This window comes from Streptomyces sp. NPDC006134 (genome assembly GCF_040628835.1).
Lineage (GTDB): Bacteria > Actinomycetota > Actinomycetes > Streptomycetales > Streptomycetaceae > Streptomyces.
In genome coordinates, this window is record NZ_JBEXTV010000006.1 from 37,037 (window position 1) to 58,735 (window position 21,699).

The window sequence follows — 21,699 nt, forward strand, 5'->3', positions numbered from 1 at the left end:
ATAGCGTTGAAGGCGCTGGTCAAGGAGAAGGCGGAGCCCGGGCTCTGGCTCGCGGACGTCCCGGAGCCCGCCATCGGGCCCGCTGACGTCCTCATCAAGGTGCTGCGCACCGGCATCTGCGGCACCGACCTGCACATCCGGGCCTGGGACGGCTGGGCGCAGCAGACCATCCGCACCCCGCTCGTCGTCGGCCACGAGTTCGTCGGCGAGGTCGTCGAGACCGGGCGGGACGTCACCGACGTCACCGTCGGCGACCGGGTCAGCGGCGAGGGCCACCTGGTGTGCGGCAAGTGCCGCAACTGCCTGGCCGGGCGACGCCACCTGTGCCGGGCCACGGTCGGCCTCGGCGTCGGCCGGGACGGGGCGTTCGCCGAGTACGTCGCGCTGCCCGCGTCCAACGTGTGGGTGCACCGCGTCCCCGTCGACCTCGACGTCGCCGCGATCTTCGACCCGTTCGGCAACGCCGTCCACACCGCCCTGTCCTTCCCGCTGGTCGGCGAGGACGTGCTGATCACCGGTGCCGGGCCGATCGGCCTGATGGCCACCGCCGTCGCCCGCCACGCCGGGGCGCGCAACGTCGTCGTCACCGACGTCAGCGAGGAGCGGCTGGAGCTGGCCCGCAAGGTCGGCGCGAGCCTGGCGCTGAACGTGGCCGAGCACACGATCGCCGACGGGCAGCGCGAACTGGGCCTGCGCGAGGGCTTCGACATCGGCCTGGAGATGTCCGGCCGCCCCGCGGCGCTGCGCGACATGATCGCCAACATGACGCACGGCGGCCGGATCGCGATGCTCGGCCTGCCGTCGGAGGAGTTCCCCGTCGACTGGGCCCGGATCGTCACCTCGATGATCACCCTCAAGGGCATCTACGGCCGGGAGATGTTCGAGACCTGGTACGCGATGTCGGTGCTGCTGGAGGGCGGCCTCGACCTCGCCCCCGTCATCACCGGACGGTACGCCTGCCACGACTTCGAGGCCGCGTTCGCCGACGCGGCGAGCGGCAAGGGCGGCAAGGTCATCCTCGACTGGACCGCGTGAGTCACCCCTCTTCCCGTGCGTTTCTAGGAGCTTTCCCATGTTCGACTCCGTGCGCGACGACCTGCGCGCCACCCTCGACGAGATCCGCGCCGCCGGCCTGCACAAGCCCGAGCGCGTCATCGGCACCCCCCAGTCCGCGACCGTCAACGTCACCGCGGGCGGCCGTCCCGGCGAGGTCCTCAACTTCTGCGCCAACAACTACCTCGGCCTCGCCGACCACCCCGAGGTGATCGCCGCCGCCCACGAGGCCCTGGACCGCTGGGGCTACGGCATGGCCTCCGTCCGCTTCATCTGCGGCACCCAGGAGGTCCACAAGGAGCTGGAGGCCCGCCTGTCGGCGTTCCTCGGCCAGGAGGACACGATCCTCTACTCCTCCTGCTTCGACGCCAACGGCGGCGTCTTCGAGACGCTGCTCGGCCCCGAGGACGCGGTGATCTCCGACGCCCTCAACCACGCCTCGATCATCGACGGCATCCGCCTGTCCAAGGCCCGCCGCCTCCGCTACGCCAACCGCGATCTGGCCGATCTGGAGCGGCAGCTGAAGGACGCCTCCGACGCGCGGCGCCGCCTGATCGTCACCGACGGCGTCTTCTCCATGGACGGCTACGTGGCGCCCCTGCGGGAGATCTGCGACCTCGCCGACCGCTACGACGCCATGGTCATGGTCGACGACTCCCACGCCGTCGGCTTCGTCGGCCCCGGCGGGCGCGGCACCCCCGAGCTGCACGGCGTCATGGACCGCGTCGACATCGTCACCGGCACCCTCGGCAAGGCCCTCGGCGGCGCCTCCGGCGGCTACGTCGCCGCCCGCGCCGAGATCGTCGCCCTGCTGCGCCAGCGCTCCCGGCCGTACCTGTTCTCCAACACCCTCGCCCCGGTGATCGCCGCCGCGTCCCTGAAGGTGCTCGACCTGCTGGAGTCGGCGGACGACCTGCGGGTCCGGCTCGCCGAGAACACCGCCCTGTTCCGCCGCCGGATGACCGAGGAGGGCTTCGACATCCTCCCCGGCGACCACCCCATCGCGCCGGTCATGATCGGCGACGCGGCGCGGGCGGGACGGATGGCGGAGCTGCTGCTGGAGCGCGGCGTGTACGTGATCGGCTTCTCCTACCCGGTCGTACCGCAGGGCCAGGCCCGTATCCGCGTGCAGCTGTCGGCCGCGCACTCCACCGAGGACGTCGACCGCGCGGTGGACGCCTTCGTGGCGGCGCGGGCGGAGCTCGGCGCCTGAGCGGGAGGGGCCTGGAGGGGCGGGTGACCTGAGAGAATCGATCCCATGATCGAGGCGCGGCGGCTGCACATCCTCCGTGCGGTGGCCGACCACCGCACGGTGACGGCGGCTGCCGCCGCGCTGTACCTCACCCCGTCGGCGGTCTCCCAGCAGCTGACCGCGCTGGAGCAGGAGACCGGGCACCGCCTGGTCGAGCGCAGCGCCAAAGGCGTACGGCTGACCCCGGCCGGCGAGATCCTGCTCGGGCACACCAACGCCGTCCTCGCCCAGCTGGAACGGGCCGAGGCCGAGCTGGCCGCCTACGGCTCGGGCCAGGCGGGCACGGTCACCGTCGCCGCCTTCGCCACCGGCATCGCCCTGGTCGTCGCCCCCGCCGCGACCCGGCTCGCCCGGTCGGCGCCCGGCATCCGCCTGCGCGTCCAGGACGCCGAGGGCGACGCCAGTCTGCCGATGGTGCTGGACCGGCAGGTCGACGTGGCGGTCGCCGTCGAGTACCGCGGGGCCCCGCCCGCCGACGACCCGCGGCTGACCCACGTCCCGCTCTACGCCGAGCCGTTCGACGCGGTCGTACCGGTCGGCCACCGCCTGGCCGACGCGGCCGAGGTGCCGCTCGCGGAGCTGGCCAAGGACGCCTGGATCGGCCCCTACCCGGGCAACCCCTGCCACGACGTGGTGGTCCTGGCCTGCGAACACGCCGGTTTCCAGCCCCGCCTGGAGCACTCCTCCGACGACTTCCGCGCGGTCGTCGCCCTCGCCTCGGCGGGCGTGGGCGTGGCCCTCGTCCCGCGCTCCGCGCTGCGCGGCATGGACCTGACCGGCGTGGTCGTCCGCCCGGTCGACGGTGCGGCCCCCACCCGCCGGGTCTTCGCGGCCGTACGCCGGGGCGCCGAAGGACACCCGCTGATCCGCCCGGTGCTGGACGCGCTGGCGGAGGCGGCACGGGCGTGAGCGTTCCGTAACATCCCCGTCTCATATCCGGGATAACGTCCCGCATATGAGAGACACTGCGGAGGCACCGGACCCCGTCGACGTCCGGCTCGGCGCCCGGCTGGCCGCGCTGCGGGCCGAACACGGCTGGTCGCTGGAGGAGCTGGCGGAGCGCAGCGGGGTGAGCCGGTCGACCCTGTCCCGGGCCGAACGCGCGCAGACCAGCCCGACCGCCTCGCTGCTGAACCGGCTGTGCGCCGTCTACGGGCGGACCATGTCCCGGCTGCTCAGCGAGGTCGAGGCACAGCCGGCGCCGCTGGTGCGGGCCGCCGACCAGCCGGTGTGGGAGGACCGGGCCGCCGGCTTCGTCCGCCGGTCGGTGTCCCCGCCGCACGCCGGGCTGCGCGGCGAACTCGTCGAGGGGCGGCTGGCCGCCGGCGCCGACCTCGCCTACGACCGGCCGCCCGTCCCCGGCCTGGAGCAGCACATCTGGGTCCTGGAGGGCACGCTGGAGGTGACCGCCGAGGACACCGCGCACCGACTGCACGCGGGCGACTGCCTGCGGATACGGGTCTGGGGTCCGACACGGTTCCGGTGCCCGGAAGGGGACGCGGACACGCGGTACGTGCTGGCGGTGGTGCTGCCGTGAAGACGGTCCGCCTGGACGCGCCCCGGCTGCTCGCCGAGGCGGAGCACCTGGCCGCTCTGCTGGTCGACACCGTGGACGGCGGCGCCTCGGTCGGCTTCCTCGCCCCGCTGGACACCGCCGACGCCGCCGCCTGGTGGCGGGAGCGCGCCGACGCGGTGGCCGCGGGACGGCTCGCCGTGTGGGTGGCCTACGACGGGCACCGGCCGGCCGGTACCGTCGGCCTCGCCCTGCCCGACAAGCCCAACAGCCGGCACCGCGCCGAAGTGGTGAAGCTGATGGTGCGCCGCGACGCCCGTGGCCGGGGCCTGGGCCGCGGCCTGCTGGCCACCGCCGAGGCGGCGGCCGGGGCCCGCGGTATCACCCTCCTGCACCTGGACACCGAGACCGGCAGCCCCGCCGAGCGCCTCTACCGCTCCGCCGGGTGGACCCGCGCCGGAGTGATCCCCGACTACGCCGCCGATCCGCACGGCGTGCTGCGGCCGACGACGTTGTACTACAAGCACATCGGAGACGTCCGCGCCGCCGGGTGAGTGTCAGTGGCAGCGGCTACGGTGCCTGCCATGCCGGATGCCGAAGACGTACGCCGTATCGCCCTGTCCCTGCCGGACACCACGGAGAAGACCGCCTGGAGCATGCCCACGTTCCGGGTGGCCGGGAAGATGTTCGCCACGCTGCCCGAGGACGAGACCTCCATGGCCGTGCGCTGCCCCAAGGAGGAGCGCGACGAACTGGTCCTCGCCGAACCGGGGAAGTTCTGGATCGCCGGCCACGAGGCCCAGTTCGCCTGGGTCCGGGTCCGTCTGGCCGCCCTGGAGGACGAGGACGAACTGCGGGACATCCTCGCCGACTCCTGGCGCCAGGCGGCTCCGCCCCGGCTGATCGACGCCCACCCCCGGCTGGGCCTGCCGGCCGGGGGCTGAAAACACCTCAGGGGCTGTCGGTGCCCCGTGGCATGATCCGGAGAGATGAGCGGCGGCCGGGGCCGGAGGGGGGCTCCGGCCGCCCGGGGACCGGCGGTGCCACGGCAGGGGGGAGCACGCGAGGATGACCGGGACGTCGTCGCAGCCCGCGCACGGCGGGGCGGGACAAGGGGCGGCGCCGGACCGCGGTGACGGTCCCGGCGCCGGAACCGGTGCCGGTACGGGGACCGGTGCCGGGGCGGGAGGCCCGGCGGCAGCCGCGGGGGAGCGGGGCGCGGCGCGGCGGCCGGTCTGGTCGCGGGACTTCGCGCTGTTCTTCGTGGCGCGGGCGGTCGCCCGGCTCGGCGACACCATGCTGCCCGTCGCACTCGCCGCCGGCCTGCTCCAGCACGGGTACGGGGCGGGCGCGGTCGGCCTCGCCATGGCTGCGACGGCCGCGGCCTTCGCCGGGCTCGTCGTCTTCGGCGGCGTCATCGCCGACCGCTTCAGCACCCGCAAGCTGATGATCGGCGCCGATCTGGTGCGGCTGGGCACCCAGGCCCTGGCCGCCGCGCTCTTCTTCTCCGGCCGTGTCGTGCTCTGGGAGATCTGCGCGATCGGCTTCGTCAACGGCGTCGCGGGCGCCGTGTTCCAGCCCGGCGTCGCCAGCACGGTGCCCCGGCTCGCCTCCGACGTCCAGGGCGCCAACGGCGCCATACGCGTCGCCGAGTCCGCCGCCCAGCTCGCGGGCCCCGCCCTGGCCGGACTGCTCGTCGGCTTCGCCGCACCCGGCGGCGTCTTCGCCGCCCACGCGGCCACGTACGCGGTGAGCGCCCTGTGCCTGCTGCTGCTCCGGCTGCCGCCGCTCCCGCCGGCCGGCCGGACCGCCGGGCACGGGGAGCGGGCCGGCGGTGGCGCGGCGAAGACCTTCCGGGCCGATCTGGCCGAAGGCTGGCGGGAGTTCAGGGCGCGGACGTGGCTGTGGGCCGTCATCGCCGTCTGGTGCCTCTACATGATCGCCGTATGGGGGCCGACCGTCCCGCTGGTCGCGGCGGAGGTGGTGCAGGAGCACGGCGCGCGCGCCTACGGCCTGGTCAACTCCGCCCTGGGCGCCGGCACCGTCGTCGGCGGACTCGCCGCCCTGCGGCTGCGCCCCCGCCGCATGCTCCGTGCCGGCGCGATCGCCCTGTTCGGCTTCGCCGCCTTCCCGGCCACCGTCGGCGCCGGCCTCGGCGTGCCGGCCATGGCGGCCGGGGCCGCCGTCGCCGGGGCCGGGCTGTCCTTCTGGGGCGTGATGTGGGCGACCACCGTCCAGACCCAGGTCCCGTCCGACGTCCTCAACCGCATCCACGCCTACGACGTGGCGGGTTCCCTGGCGATGATGCCCGTCGGCCAGGCCCTCGCCGGCCCGGCCGCCTCCCTGCTGGGCACCGACCACGTGCTGCTCGCCGCCGGGGTGACGAGCCTCGTGGTCTGCGCCGCCCTGCTCGCGGTGCCCGCGATCCGCGGCCTGGTCCGCGCCGACGCGGCCGGACCGGCGGCCACCGCGGCGATACCCGGGCGGGGCCGTCCCGCCCGGGGCCGCCCCGAGCGGGGCTGACCGGCCCCGGGGCCGCTCACGGCCTCCGGCCCGTCACCGCCCGGCCGTGAGGAAACCGCCGATCCGCTCCCGCAGCGACCGGGCGTCCAGCCCGTGGGCGGCGACGTGCTCCTCGACGCGCCCGTAGCGCCGCAGTTCGCGGCGGCCGACGCCCAGCCCCAGCACCCGGTGCGGCACGCCGGACAGCGCGTCGTTCGCTTCCCGCGTCGACGTGCCCGCCAGGTAGGGCTCGACCAGGACGACGTCCGTCCCGGCCGTCTCCGTGGCCCGGCGCAGCGCGGCGCCGTCGAAGGGGCGGACGGTCGTCGCGTACAGGACGGTCGTGTCCAGGCCCTCCGTGGCGGCGAGCACGGCGTCGAGCACCGGCCCGACGGCGACCACCACACCGGAGCGCCCCTCGCGGACGGTGAGGAACCCGTCCCCGCCGACCGCGCGGCCCTCGGCGTTCGCCTGCACGGACAGCCGTACGTACACCTTGTCGTCCCCGGCGGCGACCGCGTGCCGCAGCAGCGTCTCCGCCTCGTCGGGGTGGCCCGGCACGTGCACGGTCCAGCCGTCCAGGGTGTCGAGCAGGGCGACGTCACCGGGCGCCATGTGGGTGTAGCCGCCGGCGGGCCAGTCGAAGGACGCGGCGGCACTCACCAGCACCGCGCCCGCCTCCTGATGCCCGAGGTCCAGCTTGACCTGCTCGAAGGGCCGCTCGACGAGAAAACTGGCGAAGGTGTGCACGACGGGCCGCAGCCCGGTCAGCGCCAGCCCGGCGGCCGCCCCGACGAGCAGCTGTTCGCGGATGCCGACGTTGACGACCCGGTCGGGATGCCGGCGCATGGCGTCGGCGAAGCCGTCCTTGCCGATCTCGGCGAGGACCACGGCCACGCGCGGGTCCTCGTCCAGCAGCCGGGAGACGACGGGGGCGAACCGGTCACGCATGGTGTCCATGGCAGAGGGCCTTTCTGAGCTGGTACCGCAGGAGAGGGGGAGGGGATGGTGGGGATGGAGGGGGCGGGGCGGGGATCAGGCGGACTTCGGTTCCACCCGGGCCACGACCACGTGCGGACGCCCCGGATGCGGGGCGGTGAAGGCGGCGTACAGCGCCTCGTGGTCGCGCCCGTCGACGGTGACCGCGGACCAGCCCGCGGCCTCGAAGCGGGCCGCGATGCCGCCGGGCAGGGCATGGCTGGCGGAGGAGTTGTCCACGACGACGGTGTGCAGCCGCTCCAGCCCGGCGGGCCCGGCGAAGGCGATCGCCTCGTGGTTGCTGCCCTCGTCCAGCTCGGCGTCCCCGATCAGCGCCCACACCCGCGGTGCGTGGCGCCCCTGTGCGCGCAGCCCCAGCGCGGTGCCGACGGCGATCGGCAGCCCGTGCCCCAGCGAGCCGCTGCCGATCTCCACACCCGGCACGAGCGTGCGGTCGGGATGGTGGCCGAGCGGCGAGTCGTAGGAGCCGAAGCCGGGCAGCCACTCCACGGGCACGAACCCCTTGGCCGCCAGCACGGCGTAGTACGCCATCGGCCCGTGCCCCTTCGACAGCAGGAACCGGTCCCGGTCCGGATCGTCCCGGTGCCGGGGGCTCACCCGCAGCACCCGGTCGTACAGGACCCACAGCACGTCCAGTGTGGACGTCGCCGCCGGGCCGTGCTTCTCGTCGCCGGTCATCAGGGACATCAGTTCCGGCAGGTCGGCGTACCCGTGGGTACGCCCGCGTTCCTCGGTGATCGTCATGCCGACGATCGTGCAACCTCAACCAAGCTTCAGGTCAAGCGGTGCTCCCGGGTGAAAAGCGGTGCGCGACCACCGGCACGAGTGCGGTATGGTTTTCCTGCGCGTTCGGCCAGGGGAAACCCCAGGTCAGGCGGGCAACGGGACGTGGCGCAGCTTGGTAGCGCACTTGACTGGGGGTCAAGGGGTCGCAGGTTCAAATCCTGTCGTCCCGACTCGTGAGAGTCGCCGATCAAGGGCCGGTTTCGGAGGGATCCGAAACCGGCCCTTGATCATTTTTTGGGGACCGGTGCTCCTCGGCCGGTGCCGGCGGATGAGGACGATCGGGCTCGGGAGCGAGCGCGGGGCGCGGACCACGCCGAGGCATGCGGAGAGCGCCGCGCCGCGGCGGCCGTGATCTTGTGGACGTCCGGGTGGTGGTGAGGGGGTTGTGGCCGGTGGTGACGCGCGCCCGCGTGCGCTGACACGTTGGAGTGAAGCGCGGTGTATTACCCGCTGTGGGCGGTATCGGGAAGGCAACGGATGCCTGCCTGAGGCAGACCGGACAGGGGGGTTCCCATGAGCCTTGCTCACCGTGTCGCCATCACGACAAGAGCTCTGGCGCCGGCGCTCACAGGCGTTGGCCTGTCCGCCGCGCCGGCCGCACAGGCGCACATGCGTCATTGCGTGGACTCCGGGCCGGAGCGATCGACAGGGCCGCTCACCCCGGCAGGCGTCGCGCAAGCCTGCCGGTGCGCTGCCCGAGGGGATGCCGACGGCCGTGGCGCCGTGCTTCGCGGCATGGGCGTCGGTGCGGGCAACGGCACTCTTCCGACGCCTGACGGGCCGTCGGCAGGCGGCCGAAGGCTGTGAGCCGGGACGGCCTCGTCCCCTCGTACCGAGCCGCTCGACGGTCACCGCGCGGATCACCGGGCGAGGCGGATTCATGGGTCCGATCGTGCCAGGAGGCAGAGGGTATGGCTGACGAGCGACAGCAGGAGATCCGGTCCGGGCCCACCACCTCCCGGCGACGTCTGCTGAGTGCGGCTGCGCTTGCGCCTGCGCTCGCCGGTATACCGGCCGGGGCGCGCGCCTTGTCCGCCGGGCGGGAGAGCCATGCCCGCGTCGAACCGGTGACGACCACGGCGGCAGACTGGGCCGACGTGCGCGACGTGTTCGGCCGGCCCGGGGAGATGCGGCGGTTCATGTATCACACGGCGTTCCCGCGCCGGGATCTCAGGATCTTCTCCCGCGGCATCCTGATCAAGCCGTCGCTCGCCCTGGGCACACACGTGTCCTTCGTCCGCTACGCAGACGGCAGCACGCTGCTGATGGGCGATGTCGTGGTCACCGAACGCGAGTTGCAGCCGTTCTGCGATCTCCTGCACCGGCACGGGATCACGCAGAGCGCTCTGCACAAGCACCTGCTCGCCCACGAGCCGGACGTCTGGTGGGTGCATGTGCATGCCCACGGTCACGACCCGGTCGCCGTCGCCCGCGGCCTGTGCGCCGCCTTGAAGCGCACCGGCACGCCTCCCGCCGAACCCCCCGGTTCTTCGCCGCCGGTCGACTTGGACACCGCCGCCATCGACGCCGCGTTGGGAGTCGAGGGCGCTGTCGACAGCGGGATCTACAGGTGTACCTACGTCCGTCGCGAGACCGTCACCGACGGACCGCTGGTCCTGCCTGCGGGACTGGGCTCCACCACCTCCGTCGGCTTCCAGCCGCTCGGCGGCGGAAGGGCCGCCCTCAGCGGCGACGTGGTCATGGTCGCCGGCGAAGTCCAGTCCGTCCTCGCGGCCCTGCGACGCGGTGGCATCGAGCTCGTCGAGCTGCACCACCACCTCCTCACCGAGGAACCACGCCTGTTCTTCGTCCACTACTGGGCCGTCGGCGATGCCGTCCGGCTCGCGCGGGCCGTACGCACAGCCGTGGACGCCACCGATGCCGTACCCATGCCGGGAGGGGCCGGCCTATGACCAACGGCCGGTCCCCCCTTGGCGGGTTCGCGTCGGTGCGACGGCCGGGTGAGGCCGACGATTCGAGGGGCCGAGCGCGGCACCGCGCCTCGACGGGGCGGCGGTCGCGGATTGCGCCGCGTCGTGCGCGGTGACGCATGCCGGGCCGTTCGCGCGCAGTCGTTTACTGGAGCGTCCGGCAGCCGAAGGTGACCAGCGGCTCCGGCACCCTCACCGCCGGCGACCACTTCGACGCCTGGGCGCGGGCGGGCATGAACCCGGGCCGGTTCAGGTACTACATGATCACGGCCACCGAGGGGTACCAGAGCAGCGGAAGCTCGACCATCGCGGTCGGCGGCTGACCTCCGACCGGCCGGCACCCGGCTGCGGGCCCCGCCCTCGTGGCGGGCGTGAGGGCACGTCACGCGTGCACGGCTCCGCGCGTGAGGTCACCCGGCACCGCGGCATCGCGTCCGCCATGACGGCGGCGTGACCGGATGCGCGGGGCCCGGGCGGACGAGCCGAGCCGGTGACGAACCGTTCCCGCAGGCCGGCGCGGCGACCGGGCCTGTGAGACGTTCGTCCCGCGGCCCGGCCGGCCGCGCACCGCGGCGGCTGCCCGGCCCGGCCCATTCCCCGGCCGTACTCCATGCTCAGCCAGTGTGCGGGGCGCATGTGGAAGACGATCCGGTCACCCCCGCTCCGGGTGCTGAAGTCGACGCAGGCATCGACCAGTTCGGGTGCGAGGTAATGGCGCGCCACCTCGCGGAAGAGGTCGAGAGAGCCGGGTGATGTGCGGACGACAGGCCCTTCGGCGGATACGTAACGGACGGTCGGCTCCGTGCGCTCGACCATGAGCGTGAAGCGGCCCGCCGCCTTGATGAGCCGCGCCTTGCGGCTGTCCGCCGTGGTCATCACCCGGACCTCGCCGCCGGGCGAGTACCGGTACCAGACGGGCACGGTCAGCGGGGCGCGGCCTTCCCCTCCGCCGACGGACAGGGCGGCGACGCGCGGTTCCGCCAGAAAACGCGCACGTTCTTCGAAGGTCAGCGCCATGGGTGCTCCTTGAGCTCGGTCTTCCAGAACAGAACGCGGAGCATAGAGGCGTATCCGGACGTCAGGTGTGATTCAGGGGAAATCCCCTCGCCCGAGTGGTTCCGGCAGCCCTCACGCGTCAACATTCGAACGCCGTTGACCCCTTCGGGTGCACCTGCGCAAACGCGTATCAACCCCTTGGTGTGCGGGGATCACTACTGCGTCGGCGCCCACCTGGCCCGGCCGGACCTCCAGGCGGCCCTGGAATCGGCGCTGAGCCGCCTGCCCGGACCGGGGCCGGCGGTCCCCGAGGACGAACCGCGCCGGAAGACGGAGCGCATGACCAGCGGCCTCCGTGAACGGCCCGCCACCTTCGACGCCCACCCCGGAGCACCGGCTCCGGAACGCCTCGTTCTCCCCTCCGACCGGAAAGGCGACCACTACCATGCAGACTTGGCGGGAGCCGCTGACGTATCCCTTCGAGCCGGGCCCCGGGCTCGCACTGCACCCCCTCTACGCGGAGCTGCGGGAACGCCCTCTCGCCCGGGTGCGGATGGCCTTCGGAGACGTCGCCTGGCTGGCCACCCGCCACGCCGACGTGCGCAGAGTCCTGTCGGACCCCCGCTTCAGCCTGGCCGCAGCCGTGGGGAAGGACCGGCCACGCGGGGAGGCGACGGCCTGGGACCCGGTCGGGCTGATGTCCCTGGACCCGCCCCGCCACACGAGGCTGCGCGGCCTGCTGGCCAAGGAGTTCGTCCCGCACCGGATCGGGCCGCTGCGGGACCGCGCCCGTGAGATCGCCGAGGAACTGCTGGACCGCGTGGTGGAGTCGGGGCCGGTCGCCGACCTGGTGGAGGGGCTCGCCCTCCCTCTGCCGACGGCACTCAACTGCGAGCTGTTCGGCGTACCCCGCGAACACGGCCGTTTCTGGGCCTGGGTGGAGGACAACGTCTTCGGCGACGCGACGGACCCGGCCACCGCAACGGCCGCCGAGTTCCTTTCCCACATGGCCGCGCTGGTGGAGCTGCGCCGCGCCGACCCCGGCGACGACCTGCTCAGTTCCCTCCTGCGCGCCTGTGACCGGGACCACCGGATCACCGAGGACGAGGTGCTGGCCCTGGTGGGCGACCTGCTCGTCGCGGGCTTCGTCACCGTCGCCGGACAGATCGCCGCCTCCCTCTACCACCTGCTGATCCGTCCCGACGACCTCTCCCGGCTGCGCGAGCGACCGGAACTGATCCCCCGGGCCGCCGAGGAACTGCTGCGGTACGTGCAGCTCATCGACTTCGCCGGCCCGCGCTACGCCACCGAGGACGTCGAGCTGGGCGGGGTCCTGGTCCGCGCCGGTGAGCCCGTGCTCGCGGCACTGGCCGCCGCCAACCGCGACCCGGCCGCCTTCCCCGACGCCGACGACCTGCTCCTGGACCGGGCCGGTGCCCCCCACCTCGGTTTCGGACACGGCCCGCACTACTGCCTCGGCGCCCACCTGGCCCGGCTGGAACTCCAGGTGGCCCTGGAGGCGGCGCTGCGCCGCCTGCCCGGGCTCAGGCTCGCCGTACCCGAGGACGAACTGCGCTGGAAGACCGGGGGCATCGTCAACGGCCTCCACGAACTCCCCGTCTCCTTCGACACGGCCCGTCCGCGGGGGGCGGGGGCGGGGGAGGGGGACCGTACGGGTGACAGGTGAAGCCGAGCCGGACGACCGGGGCCGCCGCGACCGCACGCCCGGCCCCGGGACCGGGTCCTCGTCACCGGCGCGGGCAACGCCGGACCGCCGACTCCGGCGTGTCCGGCACCGTGGCCGGCGAGGACGGCCGCGCGGTGGCGTTCTCCCGTGGTCCCGGCCGGCTGGAGCGGCACCTGCCGGCGGTCTCACCCGCAGGCGCCAGGCCGATCCGGGACTTCTGCCACGGCCCGCGCCGGTTCCGGGAGCGCCTTGCCGTCCGCCCCTTCCTCGGACCGGCCGGCCCGGTGGTCCGGTTCGGACGCCGGCGCGCGCCGGCGTCGTTCCCGCCCTGCTCCGACGCCGTCCGCGAGCCCGTGGCGGCGCTGATGACGGAGTGCCCGGCGAGATCCGAGGACCCGCTGCCCCGCGAGGCGTACGGCTTCGTCCCCCACGAGGAACACCCCGCCTTCCCCGCGCTGCCGTTCTCCTTCCGGCCGGCCTCGCACGCCTCCCTCTCCGCCGGTGTGCCCGAGGGCGGACCGCCCGGCCTGGACCGGCCCTTCCCGCGGGGCGAGCCGTGCCCCGCCCGCTTGCCGGACGAGCCGGTGGCGGCGGCACCGGCGCATCCGCCCGCCCCGGCCCCGGCGCGCGGTTCCGGAGCCGACGCTTCCCGGGGCTCTCCCCGAAGGCGGCCACGGTCGTCTGCGCCCCCCGCTTCCCCGACGCCGTCCCCGGCGCGCACTCGGCGCCGGACAGCCCGGACAGCACACCCGCCGGTACCAGGGCAGGACCGTGCACACCCGTCCGCCGCGCCACGGACGCGAGCACTGCACGGCCAAGCGCCAGGGACGCGAGACCTCGGCGACGTTCCCGGAGGAGCGGTTCCCCGGGCTGCGGGACGCCCTCGCCGTACGCGACACGTCGACCCGGCTCGCCCTCACCGGCTCACATCGTCATCCCCGTAGACGAACAGCCGCACACAGACAGGGCACACACATGGAGATCAAAAAATGGGTGGTACGCGAACACACCGAGGGCGTCCCCGACGTCAGCAGGGTCTACGAGAAGGTGGTGGAGGAGATCTCCGTCGCCCTCGAGGACGACGAGATGCTGCTCAGAACCCTGTACGTGTCCGTCGACCCCTTCCTGAACGGACTGACCCAGGTGACGCCGCTCGGCCACCACGCGCCCGGCCTGTCCGTCATGGAGGTGCTCGACGCCGGACCGGACGCCGCCTTCCGGCCGGGCGACCTGGTGGAGGGGTTCGGCGGCTGGCGCACCCACGTCGTCAGCGACGGCAAGCCCTACGTCTGGGACACCGGGTCGTTCCTCTTCGACGTCACACCCTTCCGCAGACTGCCTCCGGAGCGCTACGACGACGCACTGCCGATCACCACGGCCTTGGGCGTCATGGGCGTGCCCGGGCTGACCGCCTGGGGGACCATGACCAAGTTCTTCACGGTCGAACCCGGTGACACGGTCGTGGTCAGCGGCGCGACCGGCACCATCGGTTCCCTGGTCGGCCAGCTAGCCAAACGGGCCGGCGCCCGGGTGGTCGGCACCACCGGCACCCCCGAGAAGGCGGCCTACCTCACCGAACTCGGCTTCGACGAGGTACTCCTCTACCGGCAGGGCGACGACGCCGAGCGGGTGTACCCGGCACTGCGCCGGGCCGCGCCGGACGGCGTCGACAAGTACTTCGACAACATGGGCGGCACCCTCACCGACGCGGTGTTCACCATGCTGAACCGGTACAGCCAGGTGGCGGTGTCATGGCAGTGGGACACCACGGTCGGCGGAGACCGGATGGGCCCGCGCCTGCTGGAGCACATCATGCGCCCGCGCACCACGATCCGCGGCATCTACGCACAGGACTGGTACACCGACGAGGACTTCACCGCCCTCCACGAGGAACTGGGCGGCCTGATCCGGAGCGGCGAGATCCGCTACGACCAGACCATCTACCGAGGCTTCGACCGCATCCCGGAGGCGTACCAGAGCCTGTACCGGAACCGGACGGCGAACCGCGGCAAGGTGCTCGTCGCCATGTGACGCCTCACCCCTGTCCGGCACCGTCCGGCACACACTCGAAGACATGGTGCCCGCCGGCCAGCCGCTCGACCCGGACGGGCACGAACCCCGACCGCTGAAGCAGTCCGCGCAGGTCACCCTCCCCGAAACCGCCCGCGTCCTTCCCGCACATCACCATCCGGAAGAGCACATGGGCGGCGTCGGACTCCTGGTCCGGCAGCGGCTCCAGCACGAGCAGCCGGGGCGGGGCGAGGCCGGGCTCCCGCGCTTCGGCGGTACGCCGCATCGCCCGGCCGATGGAGGCCAGGACCCGCTCGCACCGCTCCGGCGGCCAGTCGTGCAGGACGTTCTTCAGCAGGTACCGGTCGCCGCCCGCCGGCACCTCCTCGAAGATGTCCGCCGGGTGGAAGGTGACGCGCTCGCCGATCCGGGGACCGGCGGACGCGCGCAGGGCCTCACCGGCCCGCGCGCACACGCCGGGGCGGTCGACACAGACTCCGCGCAGGTGCTCGTGTGCGGCGAGGATGCCGGCGAGCGTCGTGCCGTCTCCGCCGCCGACGTCCACCACCGTGTTCACCGACGAGAAGTCGTGGCGGCGCACGAGCGCCGCCACCACCGGCCGGGCCAGCTCGGACATGGCCCCGTCGAAGATCCGCCCGGCCTCCGGATCGGCCTCCAGGTACTCGTAGAGCGGCACGCCGAACACCTGGCGGAAACCGGACTCCCCGGTCCGGACGGTGTGCGGCAGCGCGCCGAAGGCGTCGTCGTACGTCTCGGCCGTCAGGATGCAGAAGTTGCGCAGGGAGCGCGGGTGGTCGCTGCGCAGCGCGGCGAACGCCTCGGTCATCGCGAAGGCGCCGTTCCCGTCGTGCTCGACGACGCCGCCGAGCGCGAGCACCTGCAGGAGCCGCAGCAGGACATCGGGGTCCGAGCCGGTGCGTTCCGCGAGGACGTGGTGGGAGAGAGCGCCACCGTCCATGAGGTCGGCGATGCCGAGTCTGGCGGCCGTCGCGAGCGCTCTCGAGAAGCAGCCGCCCGCGGCGAGCCGCGCGATCTGCATCTGGTCCGGTAGTGCTTCCACGGGACACCGGTGCCTTTCGTCGAGGACCTGGGGCGACCGGTCCAACGAGTCGGCGCGGCAGGGGGAAACGGCACCGCGGGCCGCGGCCGGGCGGGTGGTCTCTGCGAGCCCGCGGGCGGTGAGCACGGCTTGGGGGCCGGGGCCCCGGCCCATGCCGGGGGCGGTGCCGGCCGATCTCACCGGGCCCGCACCGGATGCCGTACGACCGCGTCGAACAGGTAGCCCTGGGTGTTGTGGACCGTGGTGTCGGGCTGGGTGCGGCCACCGGTGTCCGTCGCCCTGGCCAGCAGGGTGTACGGGCCCGGCGCCGGCGGCCGCCAGTGGGTGGACCACCGGACCCAGCCGTCGCGGCGCGGGGCGTCGTGCAGTTGGGCCGGGCGCCAGGTGCCGCCGCCGTCGGTGCTGACCTCGACGCGGACCACACCGCCCGTACCGGACCAGGACCGGCCGGTCAGACGGTGCGTGGTGCCCGCCCGCAGGACGGCGTCCCAGTCGAGTTCCCAGGCGCTCTTGATCGTCTGCCGGGTCAGCGGGGCACTGCCCCGCGCCGGGTGAGAGTCGCCGAACAGGCGGTAGAAGCCGGTGTTCCAGGGTGAGTACAGCGGGCGCGCGGACACCTGGATGTCGCCGACCCACTTGACCGAGGCGACGCCGATCCACGACGGCACGAGCACCCGCACCGGGTGGCCGTGGTCGTGGGGCAGCGGCTCGCCGTTCATCTCGTGGACGAGCAGGACGTCGTCCAGCGCCTTGGACAGGGGCAGCGGCCTGCGGACCCGGCCGAGGTTCGTGCCGTCGGCGGTGACGTAGTCGGCGTCGAGACCGCGGGGCATGACGTCCACGGCGCGGCGGCCGAGCCCGGCGCGGCGGAGCACGTCGGCGAGGCGGACGCCGCGCCAGCGGGCGGCGCCGATCGCGCCGAGCGTCCAGGCGGTGCCGCTGACGCTCTGGCCCTGCTGGGCGGCGAAGAGGCTGCGGCCGTTGCCGGCGCATTCGACGAACGCGCTGCGGGTGACGGTGGGGAACCGCTTCAGGTCGTCCAGGGTGAACGTGACGGGGCGGTCGTGGGAGAGGCCGTCGCCCCAGACGGTGAGTGACCAGTCGGCGGCGGCCAGCACCGGGGTCGCCGTGTGGTTGCGGACGAAGAAACGGTCGTTGGGCGTGTGGTAGCCGGTTCCGGCGAGGGAGGCGAACCGTGTCTCGGCGTTGGTTCCGCGGACGGTGAACCAGGCGTCGGGCAGGGGTTTGACGATACCGGGCGCGTTCGCCGCGTTTGCCCTGTCCGCCGCGTTCGCGGTGCCGGGCGCGCTCCCCGTGCCCGCGGCGACGGCGGGGGCGCCGAGCGGCAGGGGAGCGGCGCCGGCGAGACCGGCCGCCGCGAGGAGCCGGAGCATGTCACGCCGCGGGACGCCTGGGGCATGGGCCTCACCGGCCAGCCACTGGCGCAGCCGGCGGCGGTCGTAGGCGGATTCCGCGGAACACATGGGCAGCCTGCCTTTCTTTCACGGGCGGTTCACACAGGAGAGCGTCCCGGTGCGGGGACACCGGCGTGCCCCGGAGGCCGGCGGGCGGTCCTGCCTCCGGGGCACGGCGGTTCAGGTCCGGCCCGTACAGGATCGCCGCCGGGCCGCGGACCCGGACGTCACGGCACGAGCTTCAGCAGCCGGTTGGGCGAACCGGTGCCGGGGCCGGTCACCTTGCCGGTGGTCGCGCCGTTCACCAGGGCCGAGGCGACCTGGGCCGGGGTGGCGGAGGGGTGGCCGGCCAGGTAGACCGCCGCCGCTCCGGCGACGTGCGGGGCCGCCATCGAGGTGCCGGAGATGGTGTTCGTCGCGGTGTCGCCGGTGTGCCAGCCGGCCGTGATCGAGGAGCCGGGGGCGAAGACGTCCAGGACCGAGCCGTAGTTGGAGTAGCTCGCCCGGGCGTCCGTGCCGGTCGTGGCGCCCACGGTGAGGGCCTCGGCGACCCGCGCCGGAGAGAACGAGGAGGCGTTGGCGTTGCTGTTGCCCGCGGCGACCGCGTAGGTCACACCGCTCGCGATCGAGTTGCGCACGGCCGTGTCCAGGGCGGTGGACACACCGCCGCCGAGCGACAGGTTGGCGACCGAGGGGCCGGAGTGGTTCCTGGTGACCCAGTCGACGCCGGCGATGACCCCGGCGGTGGTCCCGGACCCGTTGTTGTCCAGCACCCGTACGGCGACGATCTTCGCCTTCTTGGCCACGCCGTAGGTGGAGCCGGCGATCGTGGTGGCCACGTGGGTGCCGTGGCCGTTGCCGTCGGAGGCGGTGGTGTCGCCGTCCACGGCGTCGTAACCGTAGGAGGCGCGACCGCTGATCTGCTGGTGTGTGATGCGGACGCCGGTGTCGATGACGTAGGCCGTGACACCGCTGCCCGCGCTGTCCGGGTAGGTGTAGCCGCCGGACAGCGGGAGCGAGGTCTGGTCGATGCGGTCCAGGCCCCACGGCGCGTTGGACTGCGTGGTGTCGGCGGCGCTCACCCGCTGGTTCTGCTCCACGGAGGCGACCGCCGGGTCGGCGGCCAGGCGCTTGGCCTCGGTGGCGGAGAGGGCGGCGGTGTAGCCGTTGAGCGCGCTGCCGAACGTCGCTCTCACGCTGCCGCCGTACCGCTCGACCAGCTTCTCGCCCGCGGCCGAGGACGCCTTGAACCCGGCGTCCTTCTCGAGCGTCACGATGTAGCTGCCCTCGACCGCGGTGGGGGAGCCGGCGGCGAGCACCGTGCCCTCGGCGGGAGCGGCCTGGGCGGGAGCCGAGGTGAGCCCGCCGGCCAGGGCGGCCGTCGCGGCACCGGCGATCGCGGCGAACCGTATTTTCCTGCTGCGCAGTCGTGCCATGACGAGGGAATCCTCCTCCGGGCGGCGTGCCCGGGTGGGGCACGCGTCTGTGGGGGCGGGCGCGCGTGATCGCGCATCCACCCGCCTGGAGCGTTGTGTTCCGCTCCGGGCTGCGAGCCAGCCTCACCCGTGACGGGCAGGCGCGACAAGGGAGTTGAGCAACCGTCAACAAGCTCGTCATGGCCACGACACACAACAGGGCGGCGTGCGGCGGAGTCGTCCCGCGCCCGGCCCCGGCGAGGGGCGGGCGTAACGCATCGGTCGCCCGGGCGGCGCCCCCTATTGACGTCCCCGTCACGGGTGCCTTACCTTCCTCGCGTCCGATAGGAAACTTTCCTAACAGTGCACGATGGTGTGCAGCGGCGCCCCCGGACGGCGGGCGGCGCGGCGGCGTACGAGGAGGCAGGTCCATGGCCGGTACGGCAGGTGTCCCCGGCACCCCGAGCGTGCTGCGCGTGATGAACGACCGCGCCACACTCGACCTGCTCGTCGCGCACGGCCCGCTCACCCGTACCCGCATCGGCGAGCTGACCGGCCTGTCCAAGCCGACGACCTCGCAGATCCTGGGCCGTCTGGAGACGGCCGGACTGGTGCGGACCACCGGCAGCCAGACCGGCCGCCCCGGCCCCAACGCCGTCCTGTACGAGATCCGCCCCGACGCCGCGCACGTCGCCGCCCTGTCCGCCGACCCGGCCGGCGTCACCGCCGTTGTCGCCGACATCACCGGCGCCGAGCGCGGCCGCTGCCGTATCGAGGCCGACGCCGTCGCCGAGGACGTGCGCCACCGCACCGCCCGGCTCGTCGCCGAGGCGACCGGCGGCGCCCTGCGGCAGGCCGGGCTCGGCCACGACGACCTGACCGCCACCGTCATCGGCACCCCCGGCGCCATCGACCCGCGTACCGGCCGGCTGCGCTACGCCCCCCACCTGCCGGGCTGGCACTCGCGCACCCTGCGCACCGACCTGGCGGAGGTGCTCGGCACCCCCGTCTCCATCGAGAACGACGTCAACCTCGCCGCGATCGCCGAGCAGTACGAGGGCGCCGCCCAGGACCACGACGACTTCGTGCTCGCCTACGTCGACGAGGGCGTCGGCGCCGCCATCGTGCTCGGCGGCGTGCTGCTGCGCGGCGCCACCGGCGGCGCCGGCGAGATCGGCTACATGCCGCTGCCCGGCGCCCCGCTGGCCCGCGGCGGCGCCGACGTCATCGCCCGCGAGGACGCGGGCGGCGGCTTCCAGAGCCTGGTCGCCGCCCCGGCGGTCCGCCGGCTCGCCGGTGACGCGCGGGACCTGGCCGAGGCACTGGCCGACGCCGCCGTACTCGACGAGGTGGCGCGGCGCCTGGCCACCGGGCTCGCCGCCGTGGTCGCCGTCGTCGACCCCGAACTCGTCGTCCTGTCCGGGCAGGTGGCCCGGGCCGGCGGCGACGCCCTGCGCACGCGGGTGGAGGAGGAGCTCACCGGACTCGCCCTGCCCCGGCCGCTGCTGCGCCTGAGCACCCTGGACGAGGACCCCATCCTCACCGGCGCGCTGCGCCTGGCCCTCACCCAGGCCCGCGACACCGTCTTCGACACCAGCGACGCCTGACGCCCGAGAACCTCCCGCCTTCCCTGCCCCCGCTTTCCCCGCTCCCACCCGCTTTCCCCGCTCCCACCCGCTTCCCCCGATCCCCGTATACGTAAAGGACGTTCGTCATGCCGCGATGGCGTACAACCCTGCGCGCGCCCGTGGCGCTCGCCGCGGCCGGACTGCTGCTCGCAGGCTGTGCCAACCCGAGCACCGGCAGCGCCGACGACGACCCGGCCGAGCCCGTCACGCTGAAGTTCTGGCACGGCTGGTCGGCGCCCGGCGAGGTCAAGGCGATCGACGACTCGATCGCCCGCTTCGAGAAGCTCCACCCGAACATCGAGGTGCAGGCCACCGGGAACGTCTCCGACGCCACCACCAACCAGGCCCTGCGCGCCGGCGGCGACGAGGCACCCGACGTCGTCTCGTCCTTCACCACCAACAACGTCGGCCAGTACTGCGACTCGGGGATGTGGGTCGACCTCGACCCGTTCATGCGCAAGACCGGCCTGGACAAGAAGAAGGTCTTCCCCGAGTCCCTGCTGAACTACACCGGCTACCAGGGCAACCAGTGCGCGCTGCCGCTGCTCGCGGACGCGTTCGGCATGTACTACAACAAGGACGCTTTCAAGGAGGCGGGCATCTCCCGCCCGCCGCGCACCATGTCCGAGTTCGTCACCGCCGCGAAGAAGCTCACCGTCCGGGACGGCGACTCCTACCGGCGCGTCGGGTTCATGCCCAACTTCCGCCTCTACCAGAACAGCCCCGACCGGCTGTTCGCGCAGTGGGGCCCCACCTACTTCGACGAGGACGGGCATGCGCGGCTCGCCAAGGAGCCGGCCGCGTACGACTTCTTCGAGACCACCAGGAAGCTCATGGACGCGCAGGGCGGATACGACGCCCTGGAGAAGTTCCGCACCTCCTTCGGCGACGAGATGTCGAACCAGAACGCCTTCCTCACCGGCAAGCTGGCGATGCACCTCGACGGCGAGTGGCGCGGGCTGATGCTGAAGGACGCCGGGGCGAAGTTCGACTGGGGCGTCGCCCCGCTGCCCGTCCCCGACGACCAGGCCGAGACCTACGGACGCGGCTACCTCACCGGAACCGTCGTCGGCATCGCGCACAGCAGCAAGCACCAGAACGCCGCCTGGGAACTGGTGCGGTTCCTGACCGCCGACACCGACCAGGTCGTCGGTTTCGCCAACGCCATCCACAACGTGCCGTCCACGTACGCGGCCCTGAAGTCGCCGAAGCTGGACGCCGACCCGGCGTTCCGCACCTTCCTCGGCATCGCGCGGAACAAGTACAGCCAGGTGCTGCCGCCCTCCACCAACGGCGGCATGTACATCGTGCAGTTGCAGGACTTCTCGTACAGCGTGGAGGCGGGCGAGGTCCCGGACCTGGAGAAGGGCCTGCAACGGCTCGACCGACTCATCGACGCCGACACCCTGCAGTCGCAGAACTGAGGAGCGC

At 73.6% G+C, this 21,699-nt stretch carries 17 protein-coding genes, 1 tRNA gene and 2 pseudogenes; 14 read left to right on the forward strand and 6 right to left on the reverse strand.

The window, feature by feature from the left end; genetic code table 11:
• Positions 1–6: 6 nt before the first annotated feature.
• From tdh to ABZ340_RS05670, 7 genes are all read left to right on the forward strand, one after another.
• Positions 7–1,035, forward strand: coding sequence for an L-threonine 3-dehydrogenase (gene tdh, locus ABZ340_RS05640; protein WP_358780461.1), 1,029 nt, complete (start codon positions 7–9; stop codon positions 1,033–1,035).
• Positions 1,036–1,072: 37 nt separating this feature from the next.
• Positions 1,073–2,266, forward strand: coding sequence for a glycine C-acetyltransferase (locus ABZ340_RS05645; RefSeq protein WP_358780462.1), 1,194 nt, complete (start codon positions 1,073–1,075; stop codon positions 2,264–2,266).
• A 45-nt stretch (positions 2,267–2,311) separates the two neighbouring features.
• Positions 2,312–3,214 (forward strand): LysR family transcriptional regulator, encoded by a 903-nt coding sequence (locus ABZ340_RS05650; RefSeq protein ID WP_358780463.1) that lies wholly within the window; start codon positions 2,312–2,314, stop codon positions 3,212–3,214.
• A gap of 46 nt (positions 3,215–3,260) precedes the next feature.
• Positions 3,261–3,842 carry an XRE family transcriptional regulator gene (locus ABZ340_RS05655; RefSeq protein ID WP_358780464.1) on the forward strand — a complete coding sequence of 194 codons (582 nt, stop codon included), beginning with the start codon at positions 3,261–3,263 and terminating at the stop codon, positions 3,840–3,842.
• Positions 3,839–4,372, forward strand: coding sequence for a GNAT family N-acetyltransferase (locus ABZ340_RS05660; protein ID WP_358780465.1), 534 nt, complete (start codon positions 3,839–3,841; stop codon positions 4,370–4,372). Before ABZ340_RS05655 ends, ABZ340_RS05660 begins: the two co-directional genes overlap by 4 nt.
• Positions 4,373–4,402: 30 nt before the next feature.
• Positions 4,403–4,762, forward strand: coding sequence for an MmcQ/YjbR family DNA-binding protein (locus ABZ340_RS05665; RefSeq protein WP_358780466.1), 360 nt, complete (start codon positions 4,403–4,405; stop codon positions 4,760–4,762).
• 124 nt (positions 4,763–4,886) lie between these two features.
• Positions 4,887–6,341, forward strand: coding sequence for an MFS transporter (locus tag ABZ340_RS05670; protein WP_358780467.1), 1,455 nt, complete (start codon positions 4,887–4,889; stop codon positions 6,339–6,341).
• 33 nt (positions 6,342–6,374) lie between these two features.
• Here the strand turns inward: ABZ340_RS05670 and ABZ340_RS05675 are convergent, their stop codons facing one another.
• Both ABZ340_RS05675 and ABZ340_RS05680 read right to left on the reverse strand, forming a co-directional pair.
• Positions 6,375–7,280, reverse strand: coding sequence for a transketolase (locus ABZ340_RS05675; RefSeq protein ID WP_358780468.1), 906 nt, complete (start codon positions 7,278–7,280; stop codon positions 6,375–6,377).
• A 75-nt stretch (positions 7,281–7,355) separates the two neighbouring features.
• A complete protein-coding gene (locus tag ABZ340_RS05680; RefSeq protein WP_358780469.1) occupies positions 7,356–8,063 on the reverse strand; it encodes a transketolase in 708 nt (235 codons plus the stop codon).
• A 138-nt stretch (positions 8,064–8,201) separates the two neighbouring features.
• Between ABZ340_RS05680 and ABZ340_RS05685 the strand changes: the two genes are divergently transcribed.
• From ABZ340_RS05685 to ABZ340_RS05695, 3 genes and pseudogenes are all read left to right on the forward strand, one after another.
• Positions 8,202–8,275 (forward strand) — tRNA-Pro (locus tag ABZ340_RS05685).
• Between the two features lie 741 nt (positions 8,276–9,016).
• Positions 9,017–10,018, forward strand: coding sequence for a DUF1259 domain-containing protein (locus ABZ340_RS05690; RefSeq protein ID WP_358780470.1), 1,002 nt, complete (start codon positions 9,017–9,019; stop codon positions 10,016–10,018).
• 164 nt (positions 10,019–10,182) lie between these two features.
• Positions 10,183–10,359 (forward strand): annotated as a pseudogene (locus ABZ340_RS05695) (glycoside hydrolase family 11 protein); the annotation flags it as partial.
• Positions 10,360–10,636: 277 nt separating this feature from the next.
• Here ABZ340_RS05695 and ABZ340_RS05700 read toward each other — a convergent pair.
• A pseudogene (locus tag ABZ340_RS05700) lies at positions 10,637–11,053 on the reverse strand (pyridoxamine 5'-phosphate oxidase family protein); the annotation flags it as partial.
• Between the two features lie 424 nt (positions 11,054–11,477).
• Here ABZ340_RS05700 and ABZ340_RS05705 point away from each other — a divergent pair.
• Positions 11,478–12,719: a cytochrome P450 gene (locus ABZ340_RS05705; protein ID WP_358780471.1), complete on the forward strand. Its 1,242-nt coding sequence runs from the start codon at positions 11,478–11,480 to the stop codon at positions 12,717–12,719.
• A gap of 975 nt (positions 12,720–13,694) precedes the next feature.
• Entirely contained in the window at positions 13,695–14,750 is a 1,056-nt protein-coding gene (locus tag ABZ340_RS05710; protein ID WP_358780472.1) for an NADP-dependent oxidoreductase, read from the forward strand.
• A gap of 4 nt (positions 14,751–14,754) precedes the next feature.
• Here the strand turns inward: ABZ340_RS05710 and ABZ340_RS05715 are convergent, their stop codons facing one another.
• The 3 genes from ABZ340_RS05715 to ABZ340_RS05725 all read right to left on the reverse strand — a co-directional run bounded on the left by ABZ340_RS05715 (position 14,755) and on the right by ABZ340_RS05725 (position 18,661).
• Positions 14,755–15,810 (reverse strand): methyltransferase, encoded by a 1,056-nt coding sequence (locus ABZ340_RS05715; RefSeq protein WP_358780473.1) that lies wholly within the window; start codon positions 15,808–15,810, stop codon positions 14,755–14,757.
• Positions 15,811–15,986: 176 nt separating this feature from the next.
• Positions 15,987–17,294, reverse strand: a complete 1,308-nt coding sequence (locus tag ABZ340_RS05720; RefSeq protein ID WP_358780474.1) for a sulfite oxidase — start codon at positions 17,292–17,294, stop codon at positions 15,987–15,989.
• 158 nt (positions 17,295–17,452) lie between these two features.
• On the reverse strand, positions 17,453–18,661 hold the full coding sequence (locus ABZ340_RS05725; RefSeq protein ID WP_358780475.1) for a S8 family peptidase: 1,209 nt from the start codon (positions 18,659–18,661) through the stop codon (positions 17,453–17,455).
• A 410-nt stretch (positions 18,662–19,071) separates the two neighbouring features.
• Here ABZ340_RS05725 and ABZ340_RS05730 point away from each other — a divergent pair, with 410 nt between their 5' ends.
• Positions 19,072–20,247: an ROK family transcriptional regulator gene (locus ABZ340_RS05730; protein ID WP_358780476.1), complete on the forward strand. Its 1,176-nt coding sequence runs from the start codon at positions 19,072–19,074 to the stop codon at positions 20,245–20,247.
• 107 nt (positions 20,248–20,354) lie between these two features.
• Positions 20,355–21,692 (forward strand): ABC transporter substrate-binding protein, encoded by a 1,338-nt coding sequence (locus ABZ340_RS05735; RefSeq protein WP_358780477.1) that lies wholly within the window; start codon positions 20,355–20,357, stop codon positions 21,690–21,692.
• Positions 21,693–21,699: the final 7 nt, after the last annotated feature.